The sequence below is a fragment of the Rheinheimera sp. UJ51 genome, assembly GCF_020819615.1.
Lineage (GTDB): Bacteria > Pseudomonadota > Gammaproteobacteria > Enterobacterales > Alteromonadaceae > Alishewanella > Alishewanella maricola.
This window is the reverse complement of record NZ_JAJHOG010000002.1, coordinates 138,957-163,061: the sequence shown is the minus strand read 5'-3', so window position 1 is coordinate 163,061 and position 24,105 is coordinate 138,957. Positions and strand designations below refer to the sequence as shown.

The following is a 24,105-nucleotide window of genomic DNA, read 5'->3' as shown; positions in this document are numbered from 1 at the left end:
AAGCTCTCATTCTTGCTCGTCTTGCTGCTCAGTGATCTGTTGTGCACTGAGCTCGTGTTTTTTCAATAATTTATAAAAATCGGTTCTGTTGCGCCCGGCTAAATCGGCGGCACGGGTCACATTCCCTTCGGTCATTTGCAGCACCCGCGTCAAATATTGCCGTTCAAATTGATCACGTGCTTCGGTCAGCGTCGGCCAGTAACTGGTGTTTTGTGATAACGCTTGCTCAACTAACGCCGCGCTAATAATCGGGCTTTGCGTTAAAGCAACGCATTGCTCCACCACGTTAACTAACTGCCTGACATTTCCCGGCCACTTCGCGGTGGCGAGAATTTGCAGTGCATCGTCTGAGAAGCGTGTTACTTTCACGTGATGCCGATCGGCGCTTTGCTGCAGTACATGCCGAGCTAATAACGGAATATCTTCCGCGCGCTGCTCTAAGCCTGGTAATTGTAGGTTTACCACATTTAAACGATAGTATAAATCTTCCCGGAATTGACCTTCAGCCATCGCTTGCTGTAAATCGCGATGCGTGGCCGATAACACCCGTACATTAATGGGGATCGTTTTAGCACTGCCAACCGGGCGAATTTGTCGCTCTTGCAACGCGCGAAGCAGTTTCACTTGCAGCGCCACCGGCATATCACCAATTTCATCTAAAAATAAAGTACCGCCATCCGCTTCACGAAATAAGCCCAAGTGCTCTGTCACCGCCCCAGTAAAAGCCCCTTTACTGTGACCAAATAACTCAGATTCTAACAAATGCTCGGGTAAGGCACCGCAGTTAATCGCGACAAAGGGTTTGCTGCCACGTGGGCTGGCCTGATGAATAGCATTGGCTAACAACTCTTTACCGGTTCCGCTGGCACCGGTAATTAACACGCTAACATCACGCTGAGCGACACGATAGGCTTGCTCCAGCAAGTCTTGCATCAGCTTGCTGCGAGTAATAATGGCGGCACGCCACTGCGCTTGCTCGGGTAACGACTGATTTAAAGCCCGCTGTAACACCTCCCGTAACTCAACCGGGTTAAGCGGTTTAGTGAGGAAGCCAAAAACGCCGCGCTGCGTAGCCGCTACCGCTTCTGGAATAGACCCATGTGCGGTCATTAACACCACAGGCAAACCTTTATAGCGCTTGGCAATTTCATCAAATAAACTCATGCCATCTAAACCGGGCATGCGCAAATCGCTTAGCACCACATCAACCGTTTGCTTGGTTAACATGCTTAACGCCATTTCAGCACAATCGGCATTTAAAACCTGATAGCCTTCACCTTCTAAACGTAAGGTTAATAAGCGCAGTAAACTCGGATCATCATCGACCAATAATAAACGTGGATTATCTTTAGCCATGGTTTGCTCCATTGCCATTCTCAGGCAGCGGTTGCTGATTCAACTCTGCCTCGATTTGCGTTAAAGCATCGATTTTCTTTTGCAGTTCACGATTGGTTTTTTGGGCCCTATCGATCATATCTTGTTGTTGTGCATTTAAACGGGTCACTGCACTGACGGCAGACTCGGCCTCTAATAACTTTTGATTAAAAGTCAGCTCCCAGCTAAACAACGCGACAAGGCGAGGTGGCAATGACGATAATAATTCTGCTAAGTGCGTTTGCACTCGAAAGCGCGTGACATAAGGCATATCAGGATGCAAATTAAGCAAAGCTTGCTGAAATTGAGCCAATTTATCCAGCTCTGGTAGGCTGCGTAACCGTGCCCGCTCGGGCATCGGATCGATTAAAATTTGCTGCTTGTAATCCAACCACGCTTGTAAACTGGTGGCAGAATCATTTAAGGCCAATTCAAAAACGACTTCAGGCTCAGGTTCAACTACGGCTGGCACAGCTTCAGGTTCGGGCTCTACCGATGTGGTGGTGCTGGGTAACTCTGGTAAGGTTGTTAATTGACACCCAGCCAGTGTCAGCAACATCAGCAGTAGCACTGCATTTTTCATAGCGGTTTTTCTCCTAAAAACGGCAAGTGAACACGGATACACACATCCGCATACACGACATCGACGATATCCGCGTGGCCCCCTAACAAACGAGCACAATCGGCCACAATAGACAGGCCTAAGCCAGAGCCTTGTACCGAGTCGAAACGTGGCGTGGTGCCACGCTGAAAGGGTTCAAACAACTTTTCGCGCAGTGCCACCGGAATGGGTGCGCCATTGTTCGCCACTTCTAACAAGATCATATCGTCTTGCCGATACAATTTTACCCAAACGGGACTACTTTCAGCGCCGTAAGCTTGAGCGTTATTGATCAAATTATCCAAAATGCGTCGGAACAAGGTGGCATCGGTATAAAGCGTATTCAGCTGGCAATCGAGTTTCACTTGTTGCTGACGCTGCTGCAGCGATAACGCATGATCATTAAAACAGGCTTGCAATAATTGTTGTGGTGTTTGCCAAGCCCATTCTGGCTGGGCTTGTTGCAATAATCGATTGTAATCGAGCAATTGTTCAGTCAACACGCTGAGTCGATCGGCACTGCCATTTAGCAGGGTCACCACTTCTAATTGTTGCGGTGTTAATGGGCCAACCAATTGCTCGGTTAGCAAGGCGCAACCTTCACGAATACTCGACAGGGGCGTTTTTAATTCATGAGAGGCGTGGCGCAGTAAAATCAATCGCAGCGCTTCTAACTGTTGTAAACGTGAACTTAGCCAGCGTAATTGTTCGCCCAGTTCGGTTAATTCACGAGGGCCGCGCAGTTTTTCATCGGGAAATTGATGCTTCGGTTGGCCAATCGCACGGATCATCCGATCAAGCTTTTTCACCGGCGCCGTAATACGGTTAGAACTCCACAGCACCAGCAGTAAGGTCAGCAGCACCAAAGCAAAGGTTTGCCAAGCAAGTTGTTGCTGGGTGTGCGTGACAAATTGCTGCTGTTCAGACAATTGCCGTTCTAGCAGATCCCAAATTTGCTGAGTGATCCGCTGCTGCTGTTGGCGAATTTGCTGCATTAAACCTTCAGGCGTATTGGTGAGTTCTTCACTTAGGCGTTGGCGCAGCGTTTCTAAAGCCGCTTCTTGCTCGGCGCATAAATTCAGTTGTGGTAAATCCTGACAAACCTGTTGCAGTAATTGCTGCTGATTCTCGATATGCGTTAAAGCCACTCTGCGGATCGCCTCGGTGCGCACCACACCGTATTGCCGCACGGCTCGTTCGATATCAATCACCACGCTTTGCATGCTTTCCGATTGTCGAACGTAAGATACTGAACGTTCTGCCGAAGTAATAGCAAATGAGCTGACGCCACTGAGCGATTTATTACTTTGCCACAGCAGCACACCCACCGGGATCAGTGCTAAAAAGAAACTGAGCAAGACCAGCTGGCGTAACGAGGCAGTTTGGATTGAAAAACGCATAACGACCGAACTCAGACTAAAAGACAGTGCTGGCTAGTTTACTGAAAAAACGCGCCTTTGTATTGCAGATATAAAAAAGGCCAGCAATGCTGGCCAAGGCAGATTCAGCATAACGCTGAAGATCAGATAAAGCTTACTGCGCCAACTCGGTGGTTAACGCGGCAGTAAAGGTGGTTTGTGGAGCCGGTGCCAGGTGCACAGCTTGTTCTTGCTCCCACGCTTGCACACTGCTGTTATTTAAATCGATACGACGCAGCATAGTGAACACAATAGCCATGTTAGCAACCAGAAACAGGGTAACAAAACTTAAAAACATATCCATGATACTTCTCCGCAAATGACGCCTTGTTGCAGGCGGTTAGAACTGTCTCAGGAGAATCGCGTAAAGGTAAAACTGCTTTGCCTTTACGCTATTCCCCTGCAGTCGTACCATAGATAATGCACGGCGCGTGCCAACATTAAAAATAACTTTAATATCATATACTTGAGTTGGATTCGCGAGATTTCAGTGTGGTGAGTTTGATGGGGGTGTTGCCAAATGGCGACACTAAAAACAGCATAAAACCGATAATGTTTAAAATCAATAACTTAGGCTGTATGCTTTTTGCGACACACAGCCTAAGCCGCTGTTATAACTAAATAAAACCGTAGCGCTGCGCTACGCGATCGAAATATTCTAAGCAGTGTTTGGCGTATTGACGCTTTTCCACGTAGCTTCCAGGGAAAAAGCTCTTCTTAAAACCATAAGCCACCATATCTTTCAGCCGCTTTAATGGCACATCAAAGTTATCTAGCGCCAGCTGATATTCTTTACTCACTGTGGTATTCGACACTAAGCGGTTGTCAGTACAAATAACCGTGGCAATACGGTGCTCTAACATGTCTTTAAATTTATGCTGGCGAATATCGGTAATAGCCGGATTGGTTTGTAAGTTACTGGTTAAGCACACTTCAATTGCAATCCGCTTATCGGCAATGTAAGAAGCCAAATTCTGAATATAACTGGCTTTATCTAGAATAGCGGGGTCTTTAATCATATCGGGCATAAACATCGAATAACCGTGGCCAATACGATCGGCATAACATTCTGTGATGGCTTCAAACACACTTTCTGCGCCATAAGCCTCACCCGCATGTAAGGTTTTTAATAAAAAGTGTTGATGCGCGTATTCATACACTTCTTTAAACTTGCCAGCAGGATAGCCTGCTTCTTGCCCGGCCAAATCTAACCCAACAATCGGGATGCCTTCTTCGTCACGCAACCGCACACTGGCGCGCACTAATTCCATCGCCGCTAGCTTAATCACATCCATCGGTGCAAAATCACGCATCAACTGAAATAAATTGGTGTAATAAGGTGAAAACCCTTTATTGCCAAACATGCGCATTGCGCAATTGATAATGCCGTAATGAAACGGTGGCCGCTCGCCACGCAACACCCGCTCTGTGGCATTGTACTCTTGCATAGCGCGTTTTAAGCCATTGTTCACCGCGTGCATGATTTGGTCAAAGTCGATGCCCCGCGTTAAATCGATTAATAGCTGAGGGGCAAAACGTACCTCGATATAATTGACGCCCTCGGCTTGGTTATCTAACGCCAGTTCATAAGCCGCTTGCTCTAAGTTTTCCGGATCGCGCAGCACTGCACAGGTATATTGAAAGCAGTGTAGATACTCACCTAAATTTTGGTAACGGTCTTTAAACACCAACTCTTTAAGGCCACTGATACTTTGTGACGGCAATGCCACCTGACTGCGCTGCGCCATCTCAATTAAACTGTCTAAACGCAGGCTACCATCCAGATGCAAGTGCAAGTCGGATTTCGGCATATCTTTAATAAAATCGGCAGAGTATCTAGGCATAATGATTCCTTCTAATAATCCATGCAGAATAGCATAGAAGACTTCGGCAACGCACATGGCTTAAGTATGGGTGCAACTTAAAACGCCGGATCCACGGCTAACAAAAGTAGCTATGGCAGCAAACTACGTTTATGCTTTTAAAAGGTTACTTTTTTCATTCGACGATATAAAAGCGCCGTTCAACAACGGACTGTTATGACACAACTCGTAAAAGCCTAGGCTAAAAACGGAGATTTTATGCACTTGAACACTTTTACCATTCGCACAAGACTAATATTAATCGCTTCAGTCGCCGTAACAGCCCTAGGATTTATGTTATTCCTTATGCAATATCAAGAGCGAACCTTAAGTCAGCTAGCTCAAGCAGATAAACTCATCGCTGAACTGAATAGCGGCATGCTGACCTTACGGCGCCATGAAAAAGATTTTTTACTACGAAAAGAATTACGCTATCAACAGCGACATCAAGATACTCAACAACAACTCACCCAAAAAATTACTGTACTGCAAGCGCTATTAAAGTCACTCTCGATAGAACAACAACAAACGCAAGAATTTGCCGCTTTAGTTCAGCTTTATGCGCAAGCTTTTGATCAGTTAATTTTGACTGAACAACAGATTGGCTTAACCGCAAAAGAAGGGCTAATGGCAAGCTTAATGGAAACTAGCCAACTATTACACAACAGTTTGAGCGACCGCCCCTTTGAACAAGGTTTATACTGGCAGATCCGCTCCGTTGAAAAAGATTTCATCACCTATCTGCAGCAAGAAAATGCTGAGCGACACCTTACACTTAGCCGCCAGTTATCCGCCACATTAACCCCAGCAGAAGCACTTTTATACACCGACTATCAAACTGTCTTTCAACAACTCGTGGCGCTATTCCAGCAACGAGGTTTAACCCCAAGTGAAGGGCTAGAGGGGAATATGCGCCAACAAATCCAAGCAACAGAAACCTTACTTGCAGATATGTCGGAGCAGCTTAGCCATCGTTTTGAGCTGGCTATACAAAAAATTAATAGATTGAGCCTTGGCCTCTTTGTGCTGATCATCCTTTTGGTGATCTCTTTGGTAAGTTTAATTGCTCGCAGTATCAATAAACCCATTAGTCAAGCCTCAAGCGATTTAGCAAAGATACGCACCAATAAAGATTTTACGCTACGCTTGCAACTCACTGGTAAAGATGAAATTTCTGTACTCGGTCAGGATATGAATTCCTTGCTTTCCGATGTCCAAAATTTAGTAAAATCGGTAAATCATTCTTTAGCGACATTAGATAAAGTCACGGTTGAACTTGCAAAGACTGCAGCGAGTACCGCAGAAGTGACGCAAGCACAACAAGGTGAAACCGATATGGTCGCGACGGCAGTAACCGAGATGGGCGCCACCATACAGGAGATTGCGACAAATACTGAAGCAGCGTCCAGTACGGCGCAAACGGCCAATGAGCATGCGCAAAAAGGACAGCAGCAAGTTAATGATACTGTTACCTATGTACATGCTCTTGCTGAGCGTTTACAACACGCCAATTTATCTGCAGTTGAGTTACAGAAAGACAGTACCAGTATTGGTTCAGTGCTAGACGTCATCAGAAGTATCGCCGAACAAACCAATTTGCTGGCATTGAATGCCGCCATTGAAGCCGCGCGGGCGGGTGATGCCGGTCGAGGCTTTGCGGTGGTTGCAGATGAAGTAAGAACACTTGCACAGCGAACCCAGCAATCGACCCATCAAATTGAAGGTATTATTCAGAAACTGCAAGAACGCACTAAGGGCATTACCAAGATCATGCAAGAATGTGGTGACGAGGGGGTTCGTAGCGCAACTCAAGCAGCGGCAGCCAGCGAGTTACTCCAAACCATCACTAACGCTGTAACAAATATAATGGATATGACCACTCAAGTCGCTACCGCAATTGAAGAGCAAAGCTCTGTTGCAGCTGAGGTCAATCGTAATGTGGTGAAAATTCGGGACTTATCTGAGGATACGGCTGACGCAGCAGTAAAAACCAATCAATTAAGTGACGATGTGGCCAACCAAGCTAAAGCGCTAAGGCTAGAAGTGAACAAGTTTCGCGCCTGAAAAAGCGCCAGCATCACTGGCGCTATCTAACACCTTACACTTTAAAGCGGCTAACCAACTCGTTTAGTTGCGTCGCTAAACGAGAAAGCTCTGAAGCACTGGCCGTAGTTTGATGCGAGCCGGTTGCCGTTTGATTGGCGAGATCGCTAATGGTAATGATATTTCGATCAATTTCCCGTGCCACTTTCGATTGCTCTTCGGCTGCGCTGGCGATAACGTGGTTTTGATCACTAATACTGGTAATGTTTTCCGCAATACGCGTTAACGCCGTAGCCGCTTCAATTGCCACGTTTTGTGCATTATCCACATTGCTGCTAATTAAGCCCATTGCACTAACGGCCTCTTTTACCGAGGCTTGCACCTGATTGATCATTAACTCAATTTCCCCAGTCGAGGTTTGAGTACGATGCGCTAAACTTCGCACTTCATCGGCGACCACGGCAAAACCACGGCCGGCATCCCCCGCTCGCGCGGCTTCAATGGCGGCATTCAGTGCCAGTAAGTTCGTTTGCTCTGCTACGCTACGGATCACCTCTAACACCTGGTTAATCGAAGACACTTTTTCAGCTAAGACATTAATCACACTGGTACTTTGCCGGACATCGGCATTCATCTTGTCGATAACAGTGCGGGTTTGCAGTACTTTTTTACTGCCATCTTCTGCTAAGGCAGCGGATTGAATAGACGCTTCCGAGGTTTGCATGGCCGTTGCCGCCACTTCATCCACCGCAGAGCTCATTTCGGTTATCGCAGTAGCAGCTTGTTGCACTTCATCATTTTGAAGTTGAATCGCACGAGCGGATTCATCCGTCACCGCATTTAACTCTTCCGCAGCAGAAGCCAGCTGACTGGCTGAGCTAGAGATATGACCAATCGCTGCACGCAAATTAGTTTGCATTTGCGCTATGGCTTGCGCCAATGTCGTCAGTTCATCATTACCATCACGACAAACATCCCGCGTTAAATCACTGTCGGCAATAAACTGGGCTGACTCAATAACCTGAGATAAGGGCTGATTAATGCTTTTGGAAATCACCAGCGCTATCGCGACAGCAATAATGACGGCTAACACAATTAAAGCGATAACAATCCACTTAGCGCTTTCATAAGCCGCAATCGAAGCGGTTCGAGCATCAGCGACAGACTGCTGATTTATGTTAGTTAATTTTAATAAGTCTTGGGTAATGGTATTCGCTAGGCTATTCATCTGTGGCAACAGATCTAAGGCTGCACCCGTTTCATCTTGCTTTAGTAAATCAATTACTTGCTGTTGAATATCTAAATAACGTTCTTCTGATTTTTTAAAGTCAGTAAACACTTGTCTTTCTTCTGCAAGCGTTATTGCACTTTCATAAGCTGATACGTTTTTCATAACTTCTGCCCGGACATTTTCAACTAATTGTAAGGTTTCACCTTCACGTCGAATATCCGTTGTTAGCATCAGTCTTAAGGTAAATACCCGCAAGCGGGTCACATTTAGATTTAAGTCTGCCAAGTTCATCAACGAAGGTAGAATATTGGTTTCGACTTGACTCGCTCGGGCGCGAATATCAGACATCGTGTTCAGGTTATATACGCCTAAACCCGCTAACATCAAAACGAGCGCCCCAAATGCGCTGAGCAATCGTTTTTGAATACTTAATGACCTGAACATAAGGTTCCTCATTGATTTATTTAGAGATAGTTTACGCCAATAAAAACTACCCCATAAAATAAAGGGTCTGTTTATTACTTTACTCTAGCAGTAAATACACGGTATGGCAGCTTTTAATCGGCAAGGTTGTTATAAATCCAATACTAACAACCACTGCCCCGTCTCTTGGCAATGTTATCTAGTAAACCAATTTGACCAGCCTGCCGCTTGCCACATCGCTATTATGCCTTGAAATGTTGAGTCACATTTTGCCGTACGAAACGAACCGTATGCACAGGGATTGGACTGATAAAAGCAAACTTGCATAAACTTCAGCTTTTTTAAGGCCGTGTGATTTAACAACGAGAGAAAGACAAGCAGGACGAAAAATATGGCGATACATAATGACATTACAGAGAATAAACAAACAGAAGTGAGTGTGGCAAAGGAGGATATAGCGCAGAAATAAAATGGTGCCCGGGGCCGGACTTGAACCGGCACGAGGTTTCCCTCGAGGGATTTTAAATCCCTTGTGTCTACCGATTTCACCACCCGGGCAACGAGTACTGATTAGTACCGACAGAACGGCGCGAATATTATGCAAGCTCAGCCACTTTTGCAAGTGATTTCTGAAATTATCTGCTAATCAGCGCGCAACTGATGCTTTATCGAACAAAATCAACTGTGTCAGCCTTTCACGACAACGATTTCATCCCAGCTTCAGCTAACGCTCAGCCTCTTTACAGGGCTTATTATAAATTTTCCAGAAACACATTGATCAGGATCAAAATCTGAGCGTACAATAGTTTCAGAAATTTCTGAAAGTTCAGTAAGGACTGATTTATGCAAATGACACCAATGATTGAATCCTTTGTTTACCACTTCGGTGAGATGGGAAGTCGCTGGGGATTTAACCGCACCGTTGGGCAAATTTATGCCTTGCTGGTGGTGAGTGAAGAGCCGATCTGCGCTAATGACATTGCCGAGTTATTGGGTATTTCTCGTGGCAACGTCAGCATGGGTTTAAAAGAGCTGGGCAGCTGGCAGCTAGTGCAAGTGCAACATAAAGCCGGTGATCGCAAAGAATACTATTGTTGTCGTGGCAGTATTTGGGACATGGCCAATAAGGTGTTTGAAGAGCGCCGTAAGCGTGAAATGGACCCAACGCTGTCACTGCTGCGCGACATTATGATGGATGAAGCGGCAAATAAAGAAGAGCGCTTCGCACAACAACGCATTACCGAAATCCATGATTTGCTCGAAAACATTACCGACTGGACACAAAGCTTGCAGTCGTTATCGCCTGAAAAGTTAAACACCTTAATGAAGCTCGGCTCTGGTGTTGGCAAGGTGTTGGAATTTACCGAAAAGTTTCGCTCGAAAAAAGACGCTCAATAGCGTATTGCTGAGGTGGTTATGTTAGACACGTTAATTCTGTCGCGTATTCAATTTGCGGCCAATATTAGTTTTCATATCCTGTTCCCAACCATTACCATTGCCTTAGGTTGGTTGTTATTTTACTTCAAGTTACGCTTCGACTTTTCAAAGCATCCGGTTTGGATGCGCGCTTATCGCTTTTGGGTAAAAGTGTTTGCGCTAACCTTTGCACTGGGTGTCGTTAGCGGCATTACCATGTCGTTTCAGTTTGGCACTAACTGGCCTGGTTTTATGGAAACCATCGGTAATATTGCTGGGCCCTTACTGGCCTATGAAATCTTAACGGCGTTTTTTCTTGAAGCTACCATGCTCGGCATTATGCTATTTGGTTTTCATAAAGTGCCGCGCTGGGCGCATACCCTTGCCACTTTTTTAGTCGCCTTAGGCACCACCTTCTCGGCATTTTGGATCTTAGTGCTGAATTCATGGATGCAAACGCCTGCCGGTTTTGAAATGCGCGATGGCGTAGTGCATGCCACCGACTGGTTAGCGATTATTTTTAACCCGTCTTTTCCCTATCGTTTTATGCATATGTTGCTGGCCTCGGCCCTCACCGTTTGTTTCCTCGTGGCGGGTATTTCTGCCTATCGCTTATTGCGTGGCGATAATAAAAAAGCGCCGAAACTAACGCTGAAAACGGCCCTATTTACGGCCGCAATTTTAGCGCCCACCCAAGCTTTGGTCGGTGATTTTCATGGCTTAAACACCTTAGAACATCAACCGCAAAAGATCGCGGCGATGGAAGGGATTTGGCATACCGAAAAGGGCGCACCACTGGTGTTATTTGCCATTCCCGATGCTGAAACCCAGCAAAACCGCTTCGCGATTCAGATCCCCAAACTCGCCAGTTTAATTTTAACGCACGATGCGGATGGCGAACTGAAAGGCTTAAATGAGTTTGTCGGCGAGCATCCGCCCGTTGCGCCGGTGTTTTATAGTTTTCGCGTTATGGTGGGTATCGGCATGTTAATGCTGTTAGTGGCGTGGTGGAGCAGTATCAAACTGGTGCGGCATAAAACGCTGACACCGCTGCATTTAAAAGTATTGATCGGTATGACGTTCTCGGGCTGGATCGCCACCCTAGCCGGCTGGTATGTCACCGAAATTGGTCGGCAGCCCTACTTAGTATATGGCTTATTAAAAACACGTGACGCGGTAACTACCGTGCCGAGTGAGCATGTCGCGCTAACCCTAGGCTTATATTTAGTGCTGTATGCCGTGTTGCTGGTGCTCTATATCAAAACGCTGTTCTGGTTAGCCAAGCGTGCGGTAGAAGTAGAAGAGTATGATCTGACGATGCCAGGTTTACCTGAAAACGCGCCAGCCACTGACAAAGCCACAGGAGCTTCAGCATGATGAATTGGTTAACGGCAGAACATTTGGCCCTGGTTTTTGGTGGCCTAACGGCCCTGTCGATTTTACTCTATGCCATTTTAGATGGTTATGATTTAGGTGTCGGCATCACCCTACCTATGGGCAACCAAGCTTGGCGCGATACGGCCATTGCCTCGATTGGCCCGTTTTGGGATGCCAATGAAACTTGGCTCGTATTGGCGGTAGGTTTGTTACTGGTTGCCTTTCCCGCCGCGCACAGCGCTATCTTACATGCGTTATATTTGCCCACGGCCATGTTACTCATCGGCTTAATTTTACGCGGTGTTGCCTTTGACTTTCGGGCTAAGGTAAAAACTCAGCGTAAAGTGTACTGGGATTACACCTTTAAAGCCGGATCGCTGTTAGCAACCTTCAGTCAGGGCTTTATGCTGGGCATTTATGTGATGGGTTTACAGTATCATACGGGCAGTATTATTTTCGCGTGCTTCAGCGGTCTGTGTGTTACGGCCGCCTATGCGATGATTGGTAATGCCTGGCTGATTGGCAAAACCAGCGGTGAACTGCAACTGCATGCCATTAAGCACTGTAAAATAGCGGGCGTGTTAACGCTAAGCGGGATCTTGGCGGTGAGCCTGATTAACCCTATGGTCAACGCTAACGTGTTACAAGTGTGGACTGAACCGCCATTAGCCTATTTCTTTGCTGCGATCCCGTTGTTGTGCTTTGCCATGTTTGTTATTGGTTATTTGGCCTTAAAACGTTTACCACTGCCAAAAGATGCCGGTGCTTGGTTGCCCTTTGCCATTTGTAACGTGATTTTTATCAGTAGTTTTATCGGTTTAGCCCTAAGTTTCTATCCGTTTGTCGTGCCAAACCAAATGACGCTTTATCAAGCAGCCAGCTCGCGGGAATCGCTACTGATTATTTTCTTTGGCGCAGTAGTGGTGATTCCGGTGATCGCGGCCTATACCGCAGTAGCCTATTACGCCTTTAGAGGTAAAGCAGACGGCTTAAAGTATTATTAAATGCCGCCGAGAACACGCGGCCTTTAGAATATTTAAAGGGCGTTTGAAATGAAAAAAACCAAAAGCTGTTTACAGCTTTTGGTTTTTTAGTAAAACAAGGTAAGGATTAAGCTTTACGACGACGAGTAGCGCCCAAACCTAATAAACCCAAGCCGATTAAAGCAAGAGTAGTCGGTTCTGGTACTGCAGTAACGTCAGCGCCTCTTGGGATCTCATTGCTTAAAAATATACCATTGCCATTATTCAAAGAGCTAAACTGAACGAGTGGAGAGCCGCTATACACGTCAAAATTTAAAGCACCACCGTTTGTCTTAAACACTTGAAAATTAAAGGTCTCTCCCGCAGCTAAGGTAAAATCCAAACCATCAAGATAACCACCCGTAACATACGAAGTGAAGTCACCAGCAGCATTTATTGAGTCATATGTACCTGACTCAAATGAGTGAAAACGAAATGGGCTGCCATTGGGTAATTCAATATTACCGTATATTTCTTGAACACTACTAAAAGTCCAACGGATAAACCAGTTAGTATTATTATTCCAAATGTAAAAACTATTAGCCGTTGAAAGATTAGCATTCCTTGCAAGAGCAGTACCTGCTGAATTCCAAGTCGAAGAATCGGCACTGATTAAACCGGCATGAGCTGACGAGACCGGTAGAAAAGCCGCTGAAAGGGTAAATGCTAGCGAAAGTGCTAATACCTTAAGTTTCATCTGTACTCCAAATATCATTTGATGGGTCATTATTCACGATTAAGAATTCGAGGTTGTTTAGAGATGGCAAGAAACAACACTAAAAAACAATGCAAAATAAATGCCAAAAATTAAACAGTTGATTTTTAAGAGTTTAAAAAAAGAGGTCTAACCAGACTGTAAAAAAAGCTGTCACTTTAGCAACCCGTTAGACAAAGTAACTACACATAAACCGATCCTAATAAATAGGTCTACGCGTAGCTACTTAGCCTGGATTATACAAAAACCTAGTTAACTCAACGCTGTTATGTCGATTACCGGCTAAATGTTATAGTTTACTGTTTTCAACACTCACGGCTTTTGCATCAGGCTTATCACGCAAAATTTTATCTAAGTAACCCATCGCAAAAGCCGACAACACAAAAGTAATGTGGATCAATAAGTACCATTTAATCTTATCGTTATCGATAGATTCGGTATTCATAAACACTTTTAGCAAATGAATGGACGAAATTGCAACAATAGACGCCGCTACCTTGTTTTTCAGTGAGTTAGAGTCTAACTTACCCAACCAACCTAACTTGTCATCATGGCCGTGTAAGTCGAGCCGCGAGACAAAGTTTTCATAACCTGAAAACATCACCATCACCAACAAACCACCGACCAAAGCAATATCAATTAAGCTTAGGGTGATCAGGATCAGTTCTACTTCTTTCATGCTAAAAATCATTGGGATAACATGAAATATTTCCTGAAAAAACTTAATGGCTAATGCCATTAAACATAAACTCAAACCCAGATATATCGGCGCCATGATCCAGCGCGTGCCATACATCAGTCTTTCAAAGTAACGTTCCATGCAATTTCCTGTTTATCGGTTTAAGTAAGCTGTCGCGCATGTAAACACGAGCGACGGGCAACTGCGAGCATTTTATTCCCAAGCAATAGAAGACGGCAACTTCGGCGTTGACAACAAACTCATAAAACGCTGCCAGCGCTCATCTTCAGAGCCGGCTTGCTCGATATAGTTCTTCACTAAATCCTTGCCCCAATTGTAGTTGATCACATAAGCGCCATAGGTATCAACAAACCGGATGCCTTGCTTGGCTTCTGCTTCACTTTGCAACAAGTAACGTTGGCGTAAGCTTTGTGCCGTTGCCGCATCAATTTCACCATTGAGGTATAACCGCGCAATTTCATTACCGGCATAGCTTAGTTGAGCCATTAACTTTAAAAATTGCTCATACTCTGCAGCCAACGCAGCATCTAAGCCCGCTAACGGATAGAGCACATCACGCTCGAATTGCATCTTTTGCTCACCAGGGAACGCCATACTAATGCCATAGTTTGCCGTACCTTCCGCGATTAACGACTGCGGACTAAATAAGGGGTAAACGCTAAATTCGACCCACTGTAACTCGTTTTTTAATTTCTGTTCTAACAATGCATTGTAGGTGTGATGCCCTGGATACCCTTCATGACACCCCAAGTCGACCGCGCGCGAGATATCAATGGGCCGCTCAATATTAATTTGGATCAGACTATAAGCCGCACCTTGATACCAGTTATAGCCACTCCAAGGTTTGTCTTCGACAAACTCCAACGTAAAACGCTCCTGCTGGGGTAAATCTATGCGACTGAGCGTGCGAGCCTGACACTCCGCTATCGCCCGCTCAAAGACCTGCTGTTGTTTATCTTGCGGGATCACAAAGCCCGCGCGGTATGCAACCACTCGCTCGGTTAAATCCCCCTCGCCTGGCACTAGCGCATCTAGCTCGGCTAAAACAGTATCAAAACTGGCCAAATCACGTTGCGGCGGCAAGGTGTCATACAATTGTTGTGCTTGTTGCTCAAAACTGGCCCGCTCGCCCGTTGCCAGCGTTTGCGCATGGCTGACTAAGGCCGTTAATTGCGTAATTAAATAGTGCTGGCGTAATCGTAGCTGCGCATCCGTTGTACTTAACGCCCTGATTTCAGCCTGTAAAGCACTGCCCGCAGTGGCAATCTCTGCCGCTGATTGCGCAGCCGTTTTGGCCTGTTCTGCCCATTCGGCAGGGCCATAATAGGCATCGACATAACTTTTATCATGCTCGCCCAGTGCCAAAACTAAACTGACATAACGCTGAGCCAAAGGCGACCACGCATCTGTTGTCACAACGGGTTCTGGCGCTTTTTGACACGCGCCCAATAATGTGGCCATGGTTAGGGCCGAGAAAATCAGTTTTACTTGCACAAGACGTTCCTTAAAAATCAGCAAGCCTTAATCTAACGTTGTCGCGGCTTGGGTGCAACGTGGTTAAGTAAAGAGCCCATCGAAAATCGAACAGCACACTGAAAATGGCGCAGCCTACAACCAAAGTTTTTATCCATTTAGCCATCTATACTGTTGCACTGCAAAAATAACCATGTTATTAATATGGCGTTCTGTAAATAAGGCAGCAATACAGTAAATGAATTCTTCAGTTGTGACCTACATCATTAGCCTACTCCTCGTGCTCCTCTGCGCTGCACGGGGTCGTGCTTATTGGTGAGCGTTCACTACCGATAAACTAAAACCCCGTGCCTTGGCCGGGGTTTTTTTATTACTTCCGGCATGTTGTACGCCTAAGGCCATTAAAAGGAAAGCGTGATGAGTGCTGATAACAAAATTTGGATTTTCGATACCACCTTGCGTGATGGTGAGCAGGCGTTACGCGCCAGCTTAAGCCAAAAGCAAAAAATTCAACTGGCGCATGCTATTGCCCGCTTAAATGTTGATGTAATGGAAGTAGGCTTTCCGGTATCCAGCCCCGGTGACTTTGCCTCAGTGCAGCGTATTGCCCGTGAAGTGAAAGGGCCGGTTATTTGTGGTCTTTCTCGCGCAGTCAGTGCTGATATTGAAGCCTGTGGCGAAGCGTTAAAAGACGCCGAGCGCCGCCGTATTCATACTTTTATCGCCACCTCGCCTTTACACTTACAATACAAATTGCGCAAAACCTTAGCCCAAGCCACCGAGCAAGCTGTCGCTGCTATTAAATTAGCCAGCCGCTATACCGACGATATCGAATTCTCCTGTGAAGATGCCGGGCGAACGCCGATTGATGATTTGTGTTGGATCGTTGAGCGAGCCATTGCTGCCGGCGCGACCACCATTAATATCCCCGATACCGTCGGTTACACCATCCCGAACGAGTTTGCTGCCATTATTCATAGCTTAAAAAGCAAAGTGCCGAATATTGATAAAGCACGCTTAAGCGTGCATTGCCATAACGACTTAGGCTTAGCGGTGGCGAACAGTATCAGTGCCATTCAAGCCGGGGCACGCCAAATCGAATGTACGGTCAATGGTATCGGGGAACGTGCTGGTAATTGCTCACTAGAAGAAGTGGCGATGATCATCAATACCCGCAAAGACGTGTTAGCGCCTTTGTACACCGATATTAAAACCACAGAGATTTATCGTAGCTCTCATTTGGTTAGCCAAATTTGTAATATGCCGATCCAACCGAATAAAGCCATTGTCGGTGAAAATGCCTTTGCCCACAGCTCGGGTATTCATCAGGACGGCGTGTTAAAAGCACAGAACACCTATGAAATTATGTCGCCAGAGCACGTCGGTATTCGACAAAACGAATTAAACCTAACCTCGCGCTCGGGTCGCCATGTAATTCAACATCGTTTAGCCGAGTTGGGTTACACCAAAGAGGATTATCAACTAGAAGAGGTTTATCAAAGCTTCTTGGCTTTAGCCGATCAAAAGGGTCGGGTATTTGATTACGATTTAGAAGCCTTGGTGTTTTTCCAAAACTTACAAGAGCAAGACGAATTCTACAAATTAGAGTTTTTAAGCTCTTCTACGCATACCGGCCATGTGGCAAGCGCCACAGTGGGCTTAAGTTGTGAAGGTAAGGTAGTAACCGAAGCGGCAACGGGCAATGGCCCAGTTGAAGCCGCTTTCTTAGCCGTGCAACGCATTAGCCAGTTGCAGATCAAGATGGTCGATTTTAATTTGTCGGCCAAAGGCAGTGGCGAAGATGCTTTAGGCCAGGTCGATATTACCGCGGAATATGAAGGGCAACGCTTTCATGGTGCGGGTTTAGCCACCGATATCGTCCTTGCCTCGGTGCTGGCCTATGTGCATGTGCTGAATATGATCCAACGCGCTCAAACGATTCATGCCCACAAGCAAGCGAAAAGTCACGAATCACACATTAACAAGACAGCAGGTGAATAATGAGTAAGCATTATAAAGTAGCCGTATTGGCCGGTGATGGCATCGGCCCAGAAGTTATGGCCGAAGCCATTAAAGTGTTAAACGTAGTGGCAGAAAAGTTTCAGTTTAGCTTAAGCCTTACAGAAGCTTTAGTCGGTGGCGCTGCGATTGATGCAACCGGTGAGCCCTTACCTGCGGCAACCTTAGCACTTTGTAAAAACAGTGATGCTATCTTATTTGGCTCGGTCGGCGGCCCTAAGTGGACCGGTTTAGCGCCAGACAGTCAACCAGAGCGTGGCTCATTGTTACCCCTGCGCAAAACCTTTGATTTGTTTTGTAATATGCGCCCTGGGCAAATTTATCCGGCCTTTGCAGAGTTATCACCGCTACACCCCCGCGTAAGCTCGCTAGGCATGGATGTGTTATGTATTCGTGAACTGACCGGCGGTATTTATTTCGGCGAGAAAGGCCGTACCGCCGTTGATGCCTTTGATATTCAGCGCTACAGCGTGCCAGAAATCGAACGCATTGCCCGCGTCGCCTTTACTGCAGCCGGTAAGCGTAGCAAAAAAGTGACGTCTATTGATAAAGCCAACGTGCTGCAAACCAGTATTTTATGGCGCGAAACCGTGGAGCGCGTAGCCAAAGAGTTTCCGGACATCACTTTAGAGCATATGTATATCGATAACGCCGCCATGCAGCTTATCCGTAGCCCACAACAATTTGACGTGATGTTGTGCGACAACTTGTTTGGCGATATTTTATCGGACGAAATTGCGGCCATTGCCGGTTCATTAGGTCTATTACCCTCTGCCAGCTTAAACGGTAGTGGTTTCGGTTTATATGAGCCCGCGGGCGGAAGCGCCCCAGATATTGCCGGCAAAGGTATTGCTAACCCTATCGCACAAATTCTCAGTGTCGCCTTAATGCTGCGTTACAGCTTTGCGGAAGAAGCCGCGGCGCAAGCTATTGAGAAAGCAGTACAGTCTTGCTTAGAGCAACACATTGTTACCCGCGATATTAACCCGAAATCGACTTATGGAACGGCCGCCGTTGGCGCTGCCATTGTTGCCACTTTACGCCAGGAGAACAACTGATGGGCCAAACGCTATATCAGAAGATTTATCAAAGCCATGTTGTGGGTAAAATTAATGCCAGCACCGATTTATTATATGTAGACCGGCATTTGATCCACGAAGTGACCTCGCCTCAGGCTTTCTCAGGTTTAAAATTGGCTGGGCGTCATGTGCGTCGTACCGATCTCACTTTTGCCACCATGGATCACAACGTATCCACGCAAAAGCGCAGTTTAGATGCCGCCGGTGAAACCTCGCGCAAACAACTTGAAGCGCTGGCCGAAAACTGTGCCGAAAACCAGATCCCGATTTTGGATTTAACCCATCCCGATCAAGGCATTGTGCATGTTATTGGTCCTGAGCAAGGCTTAACTCAGCCAGGTATGATCATCGTGTGTGGCGACTCGCACACCTCAACGCATGGCGCTTTTGGTGCCTTAGCTTTTGGCATTGGTACTTCAGAAGTGGAACATGTATTAGCCACACAAACACTGCCACAACAACAAGCTAAAACCCTGAAAGTCGTAATCAATGGTCAATTATCTGCACATGTCACCGCAAAAGACGTTGCCTTAGCGGTAATTGGTAAGCTCGGCACTGCCGGGGGTAATGGTTATGTTGCCGAATTTACTGGCGATACCATCAGCGCCATGAGCATGGAAAGCCGCATGACCCTGTGCAATATGAGCATTGAGATGGGCGCAAAAGCCGGCTTGATCGCACCAGATGACGTTACTTTTGCTTATTTAAAAGATAAAGCCAATGCGCCTCAAGGTGAGCATTGGCCTGCCGCAGTCAGTTATTGGCAAAGCCTGCATTCAGATAGCGATGCGGTATTTGATCAAACCGTGCAGATTAATGCCGCCGATATTGCACCGCAAGTGACTTGGGGCACTAGCCCTGAGCAAGTCATTTCGGTCGATACGCCGGTGCCTGCCCCAGAAAGTTTTGCGGACGAAACGAAACGCGATGCCGCAGCACGAGCGCTGCAATATATGGGTTTAAGTGCCGGTCAAAAATTAACAGATTGCCAAGTGGATGTGGTGTTTATTGGTAGCTGTACCAACAGCCGCATTGAAGATTTACGTGCCGCCGCCAGTGTGATTAATGGCAAAACCGTCGCGGCGGGCGTACGCGCGTTAGTCGTACCCGGCTCAGGTATTGTGAAACGCCAAGCCGAAGCGGAAGGCTTAGCCGATATCTTTAAAGCTGCCGGTTTTGAATGGCGTGAACCCGGTTGCTCCATGTGCCTTGGCATGAATGACGATCGCGTAGAAGCCGGACAACGCTGTGCTTCTACGAGCAATCGTAATTTTGAAGGCCGCCAAGGTCGTGGCGCCCGCACCCATTTAGTTAGCCCTGCTATGGCAGCGGCCGCGGCAATTGCCGGTAAATTTGTTAATATCACGCAAGGAGACTGGGCATGAGTCAGATTTTTAAAGCCGGGTTAGTCTGCCCATTAGATAAAAACAATGTGGATACCGATCAGATCATCCCAAAACAGTTTTTAACCTCAGTCAGCCGTGATGGTTTTGCCGAAGCGCTATTTTATGATTGGCGCTATGTGACAGACGGCGTCCCGAATACCGACTTTGTGCTGAACTTCCCGCAATACCAAGGCGCGTCTATTTTGTTAACCCGAGCAAACTTTGGCTGTGGTTCAAGCCGCGAACATGCGCCGTGGGCACTGCAACAGTATGGTTTTCAAGTGATTATCGCCGAGAGCTTTGCCGATATTTTCTTTAATAACAGCGTGAATAACGGCATGTTATTAATTCAGCTAAGCAAAACCAATATTGAACTGCTGTTTAAACGCTGTGCCCAAGGGCCGCAACAATGGCAGATCGATTTAGCTAGCCAAGAAATTCTGTTTGGTAATAACGCCGCAATGGGATTTAGCATTGACCCAGATATTAAACAACGCTTATTAAGTGGTTTAGACTTTATCGGCTCCAGCGAGCAACTAGGTGCAGAAATTTCCGCCTTTGAAGCGCAGCGCAAAGCCCGTTTACCCTGGTTAGGCTAAAACGGTATTGGTCACAAGCAGCCAATCATTACGCTGCTTGTGACACTATTCTGGATTGACTAGCAATAGCATATTGCCAAACTCTAACATCTGCTCAGCGCTTTGCACCTGCTCTGGCCACTCACCTTGCTGTAACTGCACAAAACTTAACGGTTGCTCTAATTTAAATTGAAAGGTTAACGCGCGCGGATCGGCCAAAAAAACCAATAGCGGCTGGCTAATGGCACTCGGTAAGCTGGGATGCTGCGTTAAAAACTGCTCTAACTGCCCTTTTAACGCTTCCACTTGTGCGGTTTGCTCGGTTTGCCGGAGCGCCTGATACAAGGCTTGTAAAAACCCCCCATTAACGATATTCAACTGCCCTTCTGCTACTAAACCTTCGGTTAAGGCTTGTGTTAACTGCTGACTATAAGCATCCGACTGACTGAATACTTGCTGCGCTTCAGCGTCCATCGCCGTCCACTGTTTGGCAAACTGCCAAAACCGCTGCATCTTTTGCATCTGCAATTGAAAATTTACCGAGAAGCCCTCGCCAATATACAATTGCTGCGTTAAACGCAAGTTGCCGCTTTTCCCCGAGTAATGATATTGATAATCCGTATTGATGAATAAGCCTTTGGCGAGTTTGGCCAACTCGGGCGGCAAAAACATCTGCATCCCGTCAGAGAGTTTTAACCCCACAATCGATACCTGACCATTATCGGCTAACGTACCCGGCTCAAAGCCACGTACTTGCAGCTGCGCTACTTCTGCCAAAACACCGACGGCCGCCACATCAACTTGAACACCTTCAATCCGGTAATCATCTTGCCAATAATTGGCTTTAATCCGCTGATAGCTCAAACTTAGCCCAGGCATCAAGCCAGCAGACGCCATTTCAGCATAAGATTGGTTAATATAGTCAATTTGCTGACCAATGATCTTAGCCGCTTGGTAATTAACATACTGATAGATAGCCACGCAAACCACTGCGGCTAAGCCAATGTCTAATAACAGTTTATTCTTTCGCATACTCAAACCAACCCCAAAAAAATCTTGCCTACCATAGGCGATGTGCCGCGAAAAGTCATGCGCTTTGTCGACACAGGTTCGACCTTTATGTATTTGTTAGATTAACCTGCTGCGATTTACAGCAAAGGATGTTGCCACAGCACCATCAATGTTAAAATGCATGCCGCACGCCATACCAGACAGGACGGATAACGCAGTGACAGACTATTTCCATTGGTTCGATTTATTAGGCATCGCTGTATTTGCTGTGTCGGGAACTTTGGCAGCATGGCGTAATCACATGGATGGCTTCGGCGTGATTGTATTAGCCACCGTTACCGCCATTGGCGGCGGAACACTGCGCGATCTCATTTTAGATGTGCCGGTGATCTGGATGAACAACAACAGCTACTTTTTTGCCATCTTTGCCGCAGCCGGTGCCACCATCTTACTGGTACGTAATCGTCTGACCATTCCCAATAATACGTTACAAATTGCCGATGCCATTGGGCTGGCCTTTTTTGTGATTATGGGTACGCAAAAAGCGCTGGATCACGGCACCTCGACCATGGTGGCCATTATGCTCGGCACCATGAGCGGCGTGTGTGGTGGCATGATCCGTGATGTACTGTGCCGGGAGATTCCCATGGTGTTTCGCGGCGAGCTGTATGCTTTTACCTGTATTTTTGGTGGTGCGGTGTATACCAGCCTATTGGCGCTGCATATCGCCCCTATTTATGCCATGCTCGCCGGTATGACAAGCCTGCTATTACTGCGCTTAGCCGCCATTAAATGGCAACTGACCATTCCGGTATTTGGCCGCAACTCGCAGGAGTTGAACGAGCCTTAATCTGATTATTACAGCGCTTCCCAAACGCCTGAGGTATCACGCTCGTGCTAAACCCTACTCAGGCTAACCTGGCATCTTCAGCACACTGCAGCTAGGCTAAAGGCATCCTTTAATAACAGGAGTCATTATGTCTACCCGCACCGAACGCGATTCCATGGGCGAGTTACAAGTGCCAAGTAGCGCGCTTTACCAAGCACAAACGCAACGCGCCGTGCAAAACTTTCAAATCAGTCCAAAAACGCTGCCGCTGGGCTTTATTCGGGCTTTGCTGCAAATTAAACAAGCCGCAGCCCACAGCAATGCCCAATTGGGATTGCTAAACACCGCTCAGGCCAATGCCATTGTCAAGGCGGCTGAAAAGCTACTCAGTAACACTGATTTAAGCCAGTTCCCCGTCAGTGTCTATCAAACCGGCTCGGGCACCAGCAGCAATATGAACGTGAATGAAGTGCTGGCGACCGTGGCGAGTCATTTAGCTGGCGAGCGCATTCATCCCAATGATCAGGTCAATTTTGGCCAAAGCAGTAACGACACTATCCCCACGGCGATACAATTGAGTAGCTTATTGGCGTTAGAGCAGCAATTATTTCCGGCACTACAGTCGTTACAAGAAGCAATTAACACAAAATCTGCCGAAATAGGCCATATTGTTAAAACCGGCCGCACCCATTTAATGGATGCCATGCCGGTGACCTTTGCGCAAGTGCTCGGCGGCTGGCACAGTCAGCTGAGTCATGCGCAAACCCAGTTACAGCAGCAAGTGCCGCTGCTAAGCCAATTAGCGCAAGGTGGCACCGCAGTGGGTTCAGGTATTAATGCGCATAAAGATTTCGCCGTCCTGTTTGCCAAGCAACTAAGCCAACAAACCGGCTTAAGCTTAACGCCCAGCTCTAACTTCTTTTTTAATTTAAGCTCGCAAGATAGTGCGCTCGCGCTCTCCGGCGCGTTAAAAACCTTAGCCGCAGCACTGTTAAAAATCGCTAACGATTTACGCTGGATGAACTCTGGGCCGTTAGCAGGCTTAAGCGAAATTAGCTTAGCGGCTTTACAACCCGGTTCGTCGATTATGCCGGGTAAAGTCAACCCGGTGATCCCCGAAGCGGTGGCGATGGCCTCTGTGCAAGTGTTTGCCTGTGATACCGCCATTAGCATGGGGGCGCAATCGGGTAATTTTGAGTTAAACGTGATGCTGCCACTGGTGGCCGATAATCTATTAGAAGCGATCAGTTTACTCAGTGGCAGTTGCCAAGCATTGGCCACACAAGCCATAGCGGATTTTACGGTTAATGAGCAGCATATTGCGCAAACGGTGGCGAAAAACCCGATCTTGGTGACCGCACTCAACAGTAAAATTGGCTATGACCAAGCCGCTGCGATTGCCAAACAGGCTTATCAGCAGCAACGCCCCATTATTGATGTGGCGGCGGAACTGACTGAGTTAAGCAGGGATGAGCTGAAGGAGCTATTAGATCCAAAGCAATTAACGGGAGCATCGTAGCAACAAGATCCGATATAATCTTTTCACCTG

At 46.8% G+C, this 24,105-nt stretch carries 20 protein-coding genes and 1 tRNA gene; 10 read left to right on the top strand and 11 right to left on the bottom strand.

What is annotated here, in order from left to right; translation table 11 throughout:
• Window positions 1-6 precede the first annotated feature (6 nt).
• The 5 genes from LMJ53_RS02800 to LMJ53_RS02780 form a co-directional block, all read right to left on the bottom strand.
• A complete protein-coding gene (locus LMJ53_RS02800) occupies window positions 7-1,356 on the bottom strand; it encodes a sigma 54-interacting transcriptional regulator (protein ID WP_229584703.1) in 1,350 nt (449 codons plus the stop codon).
• A complete protein-coding gene (locus LMJ53_RS02795) occupies window positions 1,349-1,957 on the bottom strand; it encodes a hypothetical protein (RefSeq protein ID WP_229584702.1) in 609 nt (202 codons plus the stop codon). The genes LMJ53_RS02800 and LMJ53_RS02795 overlap by 8 nt, the downstream gene beginning before the upstream one ends.
• Window positions 1,954-3,375, bottom strand: a complete 1,422-nt coding sequence (locus LMJ53_RS02790; RefSeq protein WP_229584701.1) for a sensor histidine kinase — start codon at window positions 3,373-3,375, stop codon at window positions 1,954-1,956. Before LMJ53_RS02790 ends, LMJ53_RS02795 begins: the two co-directional genes overlap by 4 nt.
• A gap of 133 nt (window positions 3,376-3,508) precedes the next feature.
• Window positions 3,509-3,697, bottom strand: coding sequence for a hypothetical protein (locus tag LMJ53_RS02785; protein WP_229584700.1), 189 nt, complete (start codon window positions 3,695-3,697; stop codon window positions 3,509-3,511).
• A gap of 313 nt (window positions 3,698-4,010) precedes the next feature.
• Entirely contained in the window at window positions 4,011-5,237 is a 1,227-nt protein-coding gene (locus LMJ53_RS02780) for an adenosine deaminase family protein (RefSeq protein WP_226750420.1), read from the bottom strand.
• 312 nt (window positions 5,238-5,549) lie between these two features.
• Between LMJ53_RS02780 and LMJ53_RS02775 the strand changes: the two genes are divergently transcribed.
• A complete protein-coding gene (locus tag LMJ53_RS02775) occupies window positions 5,550-7,319 on the top strand; it encodes a methyl-accepting chemotaxis protein (protein ID WP_229584699.1) in 1,770 nt (589 codons plus the stop codon).
• 34 nt (window positions 7,320-7,353) lie between these two features.
• On the opposite strand, the gene LMJ53_RS02770 is transcribed toward LMJ53_RS02775, so the two are convergent.
• Together LMJ53_RS02770 and LMJ53_RS02765 are read right to left on the bottom strand one after the other, a co-directional pair.
• Window positions 7,354-8,973 carry a methyl-accepting chemotaxis protein gene (locus LMJ53_RS02770; protein ID WP_229584698.1) on the bottom strand — a complete coding sequence of 540 codons (1,620 nt, stop codon included), beginning with the start codon at window positions 8,971-8,973 and terminating at the stop codon, window positions 7,354-7,356.
• 450 nt (window positions 8,974-9,423) lie between these two features.
• Window positions 9,424-9,510, bottom strand: a tRNA-Leu gene (locus LMJ53_RS02765).
• Between the two features lie 285 nt (window positions 9,511-9,795).
• Here LMJ53_RS02765 and LMJ53_RS02760 point away from each other — a divergent pair.
• The 3 genes from LMJ53_RS02760 to LMJ53_RS02750 are packed head-to-tail and all read left to right on the top strand — an operon-like array spanning window position 9,796 to window position 12,749.
• Window positions 9,796-10,350 carry a GbsR/MarR family transcriptional regulator gene (locus LMJ53_RS02760; protein ID WP_229584697.1) on the top strand — a complete coding sequence of 185 codons (555 nt, stop codon included), beginning with the start codon at window positions 9,796-9,798 and terminating at the stop codon, window positions 10,348-10,350.
• A gap of 18 nt (window positions 10,351-10,368) precedes the next feature.
• Window positions 10,369-11,745: a cytochrome ubiquinol oxidase subunit I gene (locus LMJ53_RS02755; RefSeq protein ID WP_229584696.1), complete on the top strand. Its 1,377-nt coding sequence runs from the start codon at window positions 10,369-10,371 to the stop codon at window positions 11,743-11,745.
• Window positions 11,742-12,749: a cytochrome d ubiquinol oxidase subunit II gene (locus LMJ53_RS02750; protein ID WP_229584695.1), complete on the top strand. Its 1,008-nt coding sequence runs from the start codon at window positions 11,742-11,744 to the stop codon at window positions 12,747-12,749. Before LMJ53_RS02755 ends, LMJ53_RS02750 begins: the two co-directional genes overlap by 4 nt.
• A 106-nt stretch (window positions 12,750-12,855) precedes the next feature.
• On the opposite strand, the gene LMJ53_RS02745 is transcribed toward LMJ53_RS02750, so the two are convergent.
• The 3 genes from LMJ53_RS02745 to LMJ53_RS02735 all read right to left on the bottom strand — a co-directional run bounded on the left by LMJ53_RS02745 (window position 12,856) and on the right by LMJ53_RS02735 (window position 15,676).
• Complete coding sequence (locus tag LMJ53_RS02745) at window positions 12,856-13,464, bottom strand: PEP-CTERM sorting domain-containing protein (RefSeq protein ID WP_229584694.1); 609 nt, start codon at window positions 13,462-13,464, stop codon at window positions 12,856-12,858.
• 307 nt (window positions 13,465-13,771) lie between these two features.
• Window positions 13,772-14,302 carry a TIGR00645 family protein gene (locus LMJ53_RS02740; protein WP_229584693.1) on the bottom strand — a complete coding sequence of 177 codons (531 nt, stop codon included), beginning with the start codon at window positions 14,300-14,302 and terminating at the stop codon, window positions 13,772-13,774.
• A 72-nt stretch (window positions 14,303-14,374) separates the two neighbouring features.
• Entirely contained in the window at window positions 14,375-15,676 is a 1,302-nt protein-coding gene (locus LMJ53_RS02735) for a hypothetical protein (RefSeq protein WP_229584692.1), read from the bottom strand.
• 396 nt (window positions 15,677-16,072) lie between these two features.
• Here LMJ53_RS02735 and leuA point away from each other — a divergent pair, with 396 nt between their 5' ends.
• From leuA to leuD, 4 genes are read left to right on the top strand one after another with little or no spacing between them, the layout of a single operon-like run.
• Entirely contained in the window at window positions 16,073-17,656 is a 1,584-nt protein-coding gene (leuA, locus tag LMJ53_RS02730; protein ID WP_229584691.1) for a 2-isopropylmalate synthase, read from the top strand.
• Entirely contained in the window at window positions 17,656-18,732 is a 1,077-nt protein-coding gene (gene leuB / locus LMJ53_RS02725) for a 3-isopropylmalate dehydrogenase (protein ID WP_229584690.1), read from the top strand. The genes leuA and leuB overlap by 1 nt, the downstream gene beginning before the upstream one ends.
• Window positions 18,732-20,138 (top strand): 3-isopropylmalate dehydratase large subunit, encoded by a 1,407-nt coding sequence (gene leuC, locus LMJ53_RS02720; protein ID WP_420778838.1) that lies wholly within the window; start codon window positions 18,732-18,734, stop codon window positions 20,136-20,138. Before leuB ends, leuC begins: the two co-directional genes overlap by 1 nt.
• Entirely contained in the window at window positions 20,135-20,737 is a 603-nt protein-coding gene (gene leuD / locus LMJ53_RS02715; RefSeq protein WP_229584689.1) for a 3-isopropylmalate dehydratase small subunit, read from the top strand. Before leuC ends, leuD begins: the two co-directional genes overlap by 4 nt.
• Window positions 20,738-20,782: 45 nt before the next feature.
• Here the strand turns inward: leuD and LMJ53_RS02710 are convergent, their stop codons facing one another.
• The gene (locus LMJ53_RS02710) at window positions 20,783-21,748 is read right to left on the bottom strand and encodes a hypothetical protein (RefSeq protein ID WP_229584688.1); all 966 of its coding nucleotides are present in this window, start codon (window positions 21,746-21,748) and stop codon (window positions 20,783-20,785) included.
• Window positions 21,749-21,944: 196 nt separating this feature from the next.
• On the opposite strand from LMJ53_RS02710, the gene LMJ53_RS02705 reads away from it, so the two are divergent.
• Window positions 21,945-22,577, top strand: coding sequence for a trimeric intracellular cation channel family protein (locus LMJ53_RS02705; RefSeq protein ID WP_229584687.1), 633 nt, complete (start codon window positions 21,945-21,947; stop codon window positions 22,575-22,577).
• Window positions 22,578-22,704: 127 nt separating this feature from the next.
• On the top strand, window positions 22,705-24,075 hold the full coding sequence (locus tag LMJ53_RS02700; RefSeq protein ID WP_267867431.1) for a class II fumarate hydratase: 1,371 nt from the start codon (window positions 22,705-22,707) through the stop codon (window positions 24,073-24,075).
• Window positions 24,076-24,105: the final 30 nt, after the last annotated feature.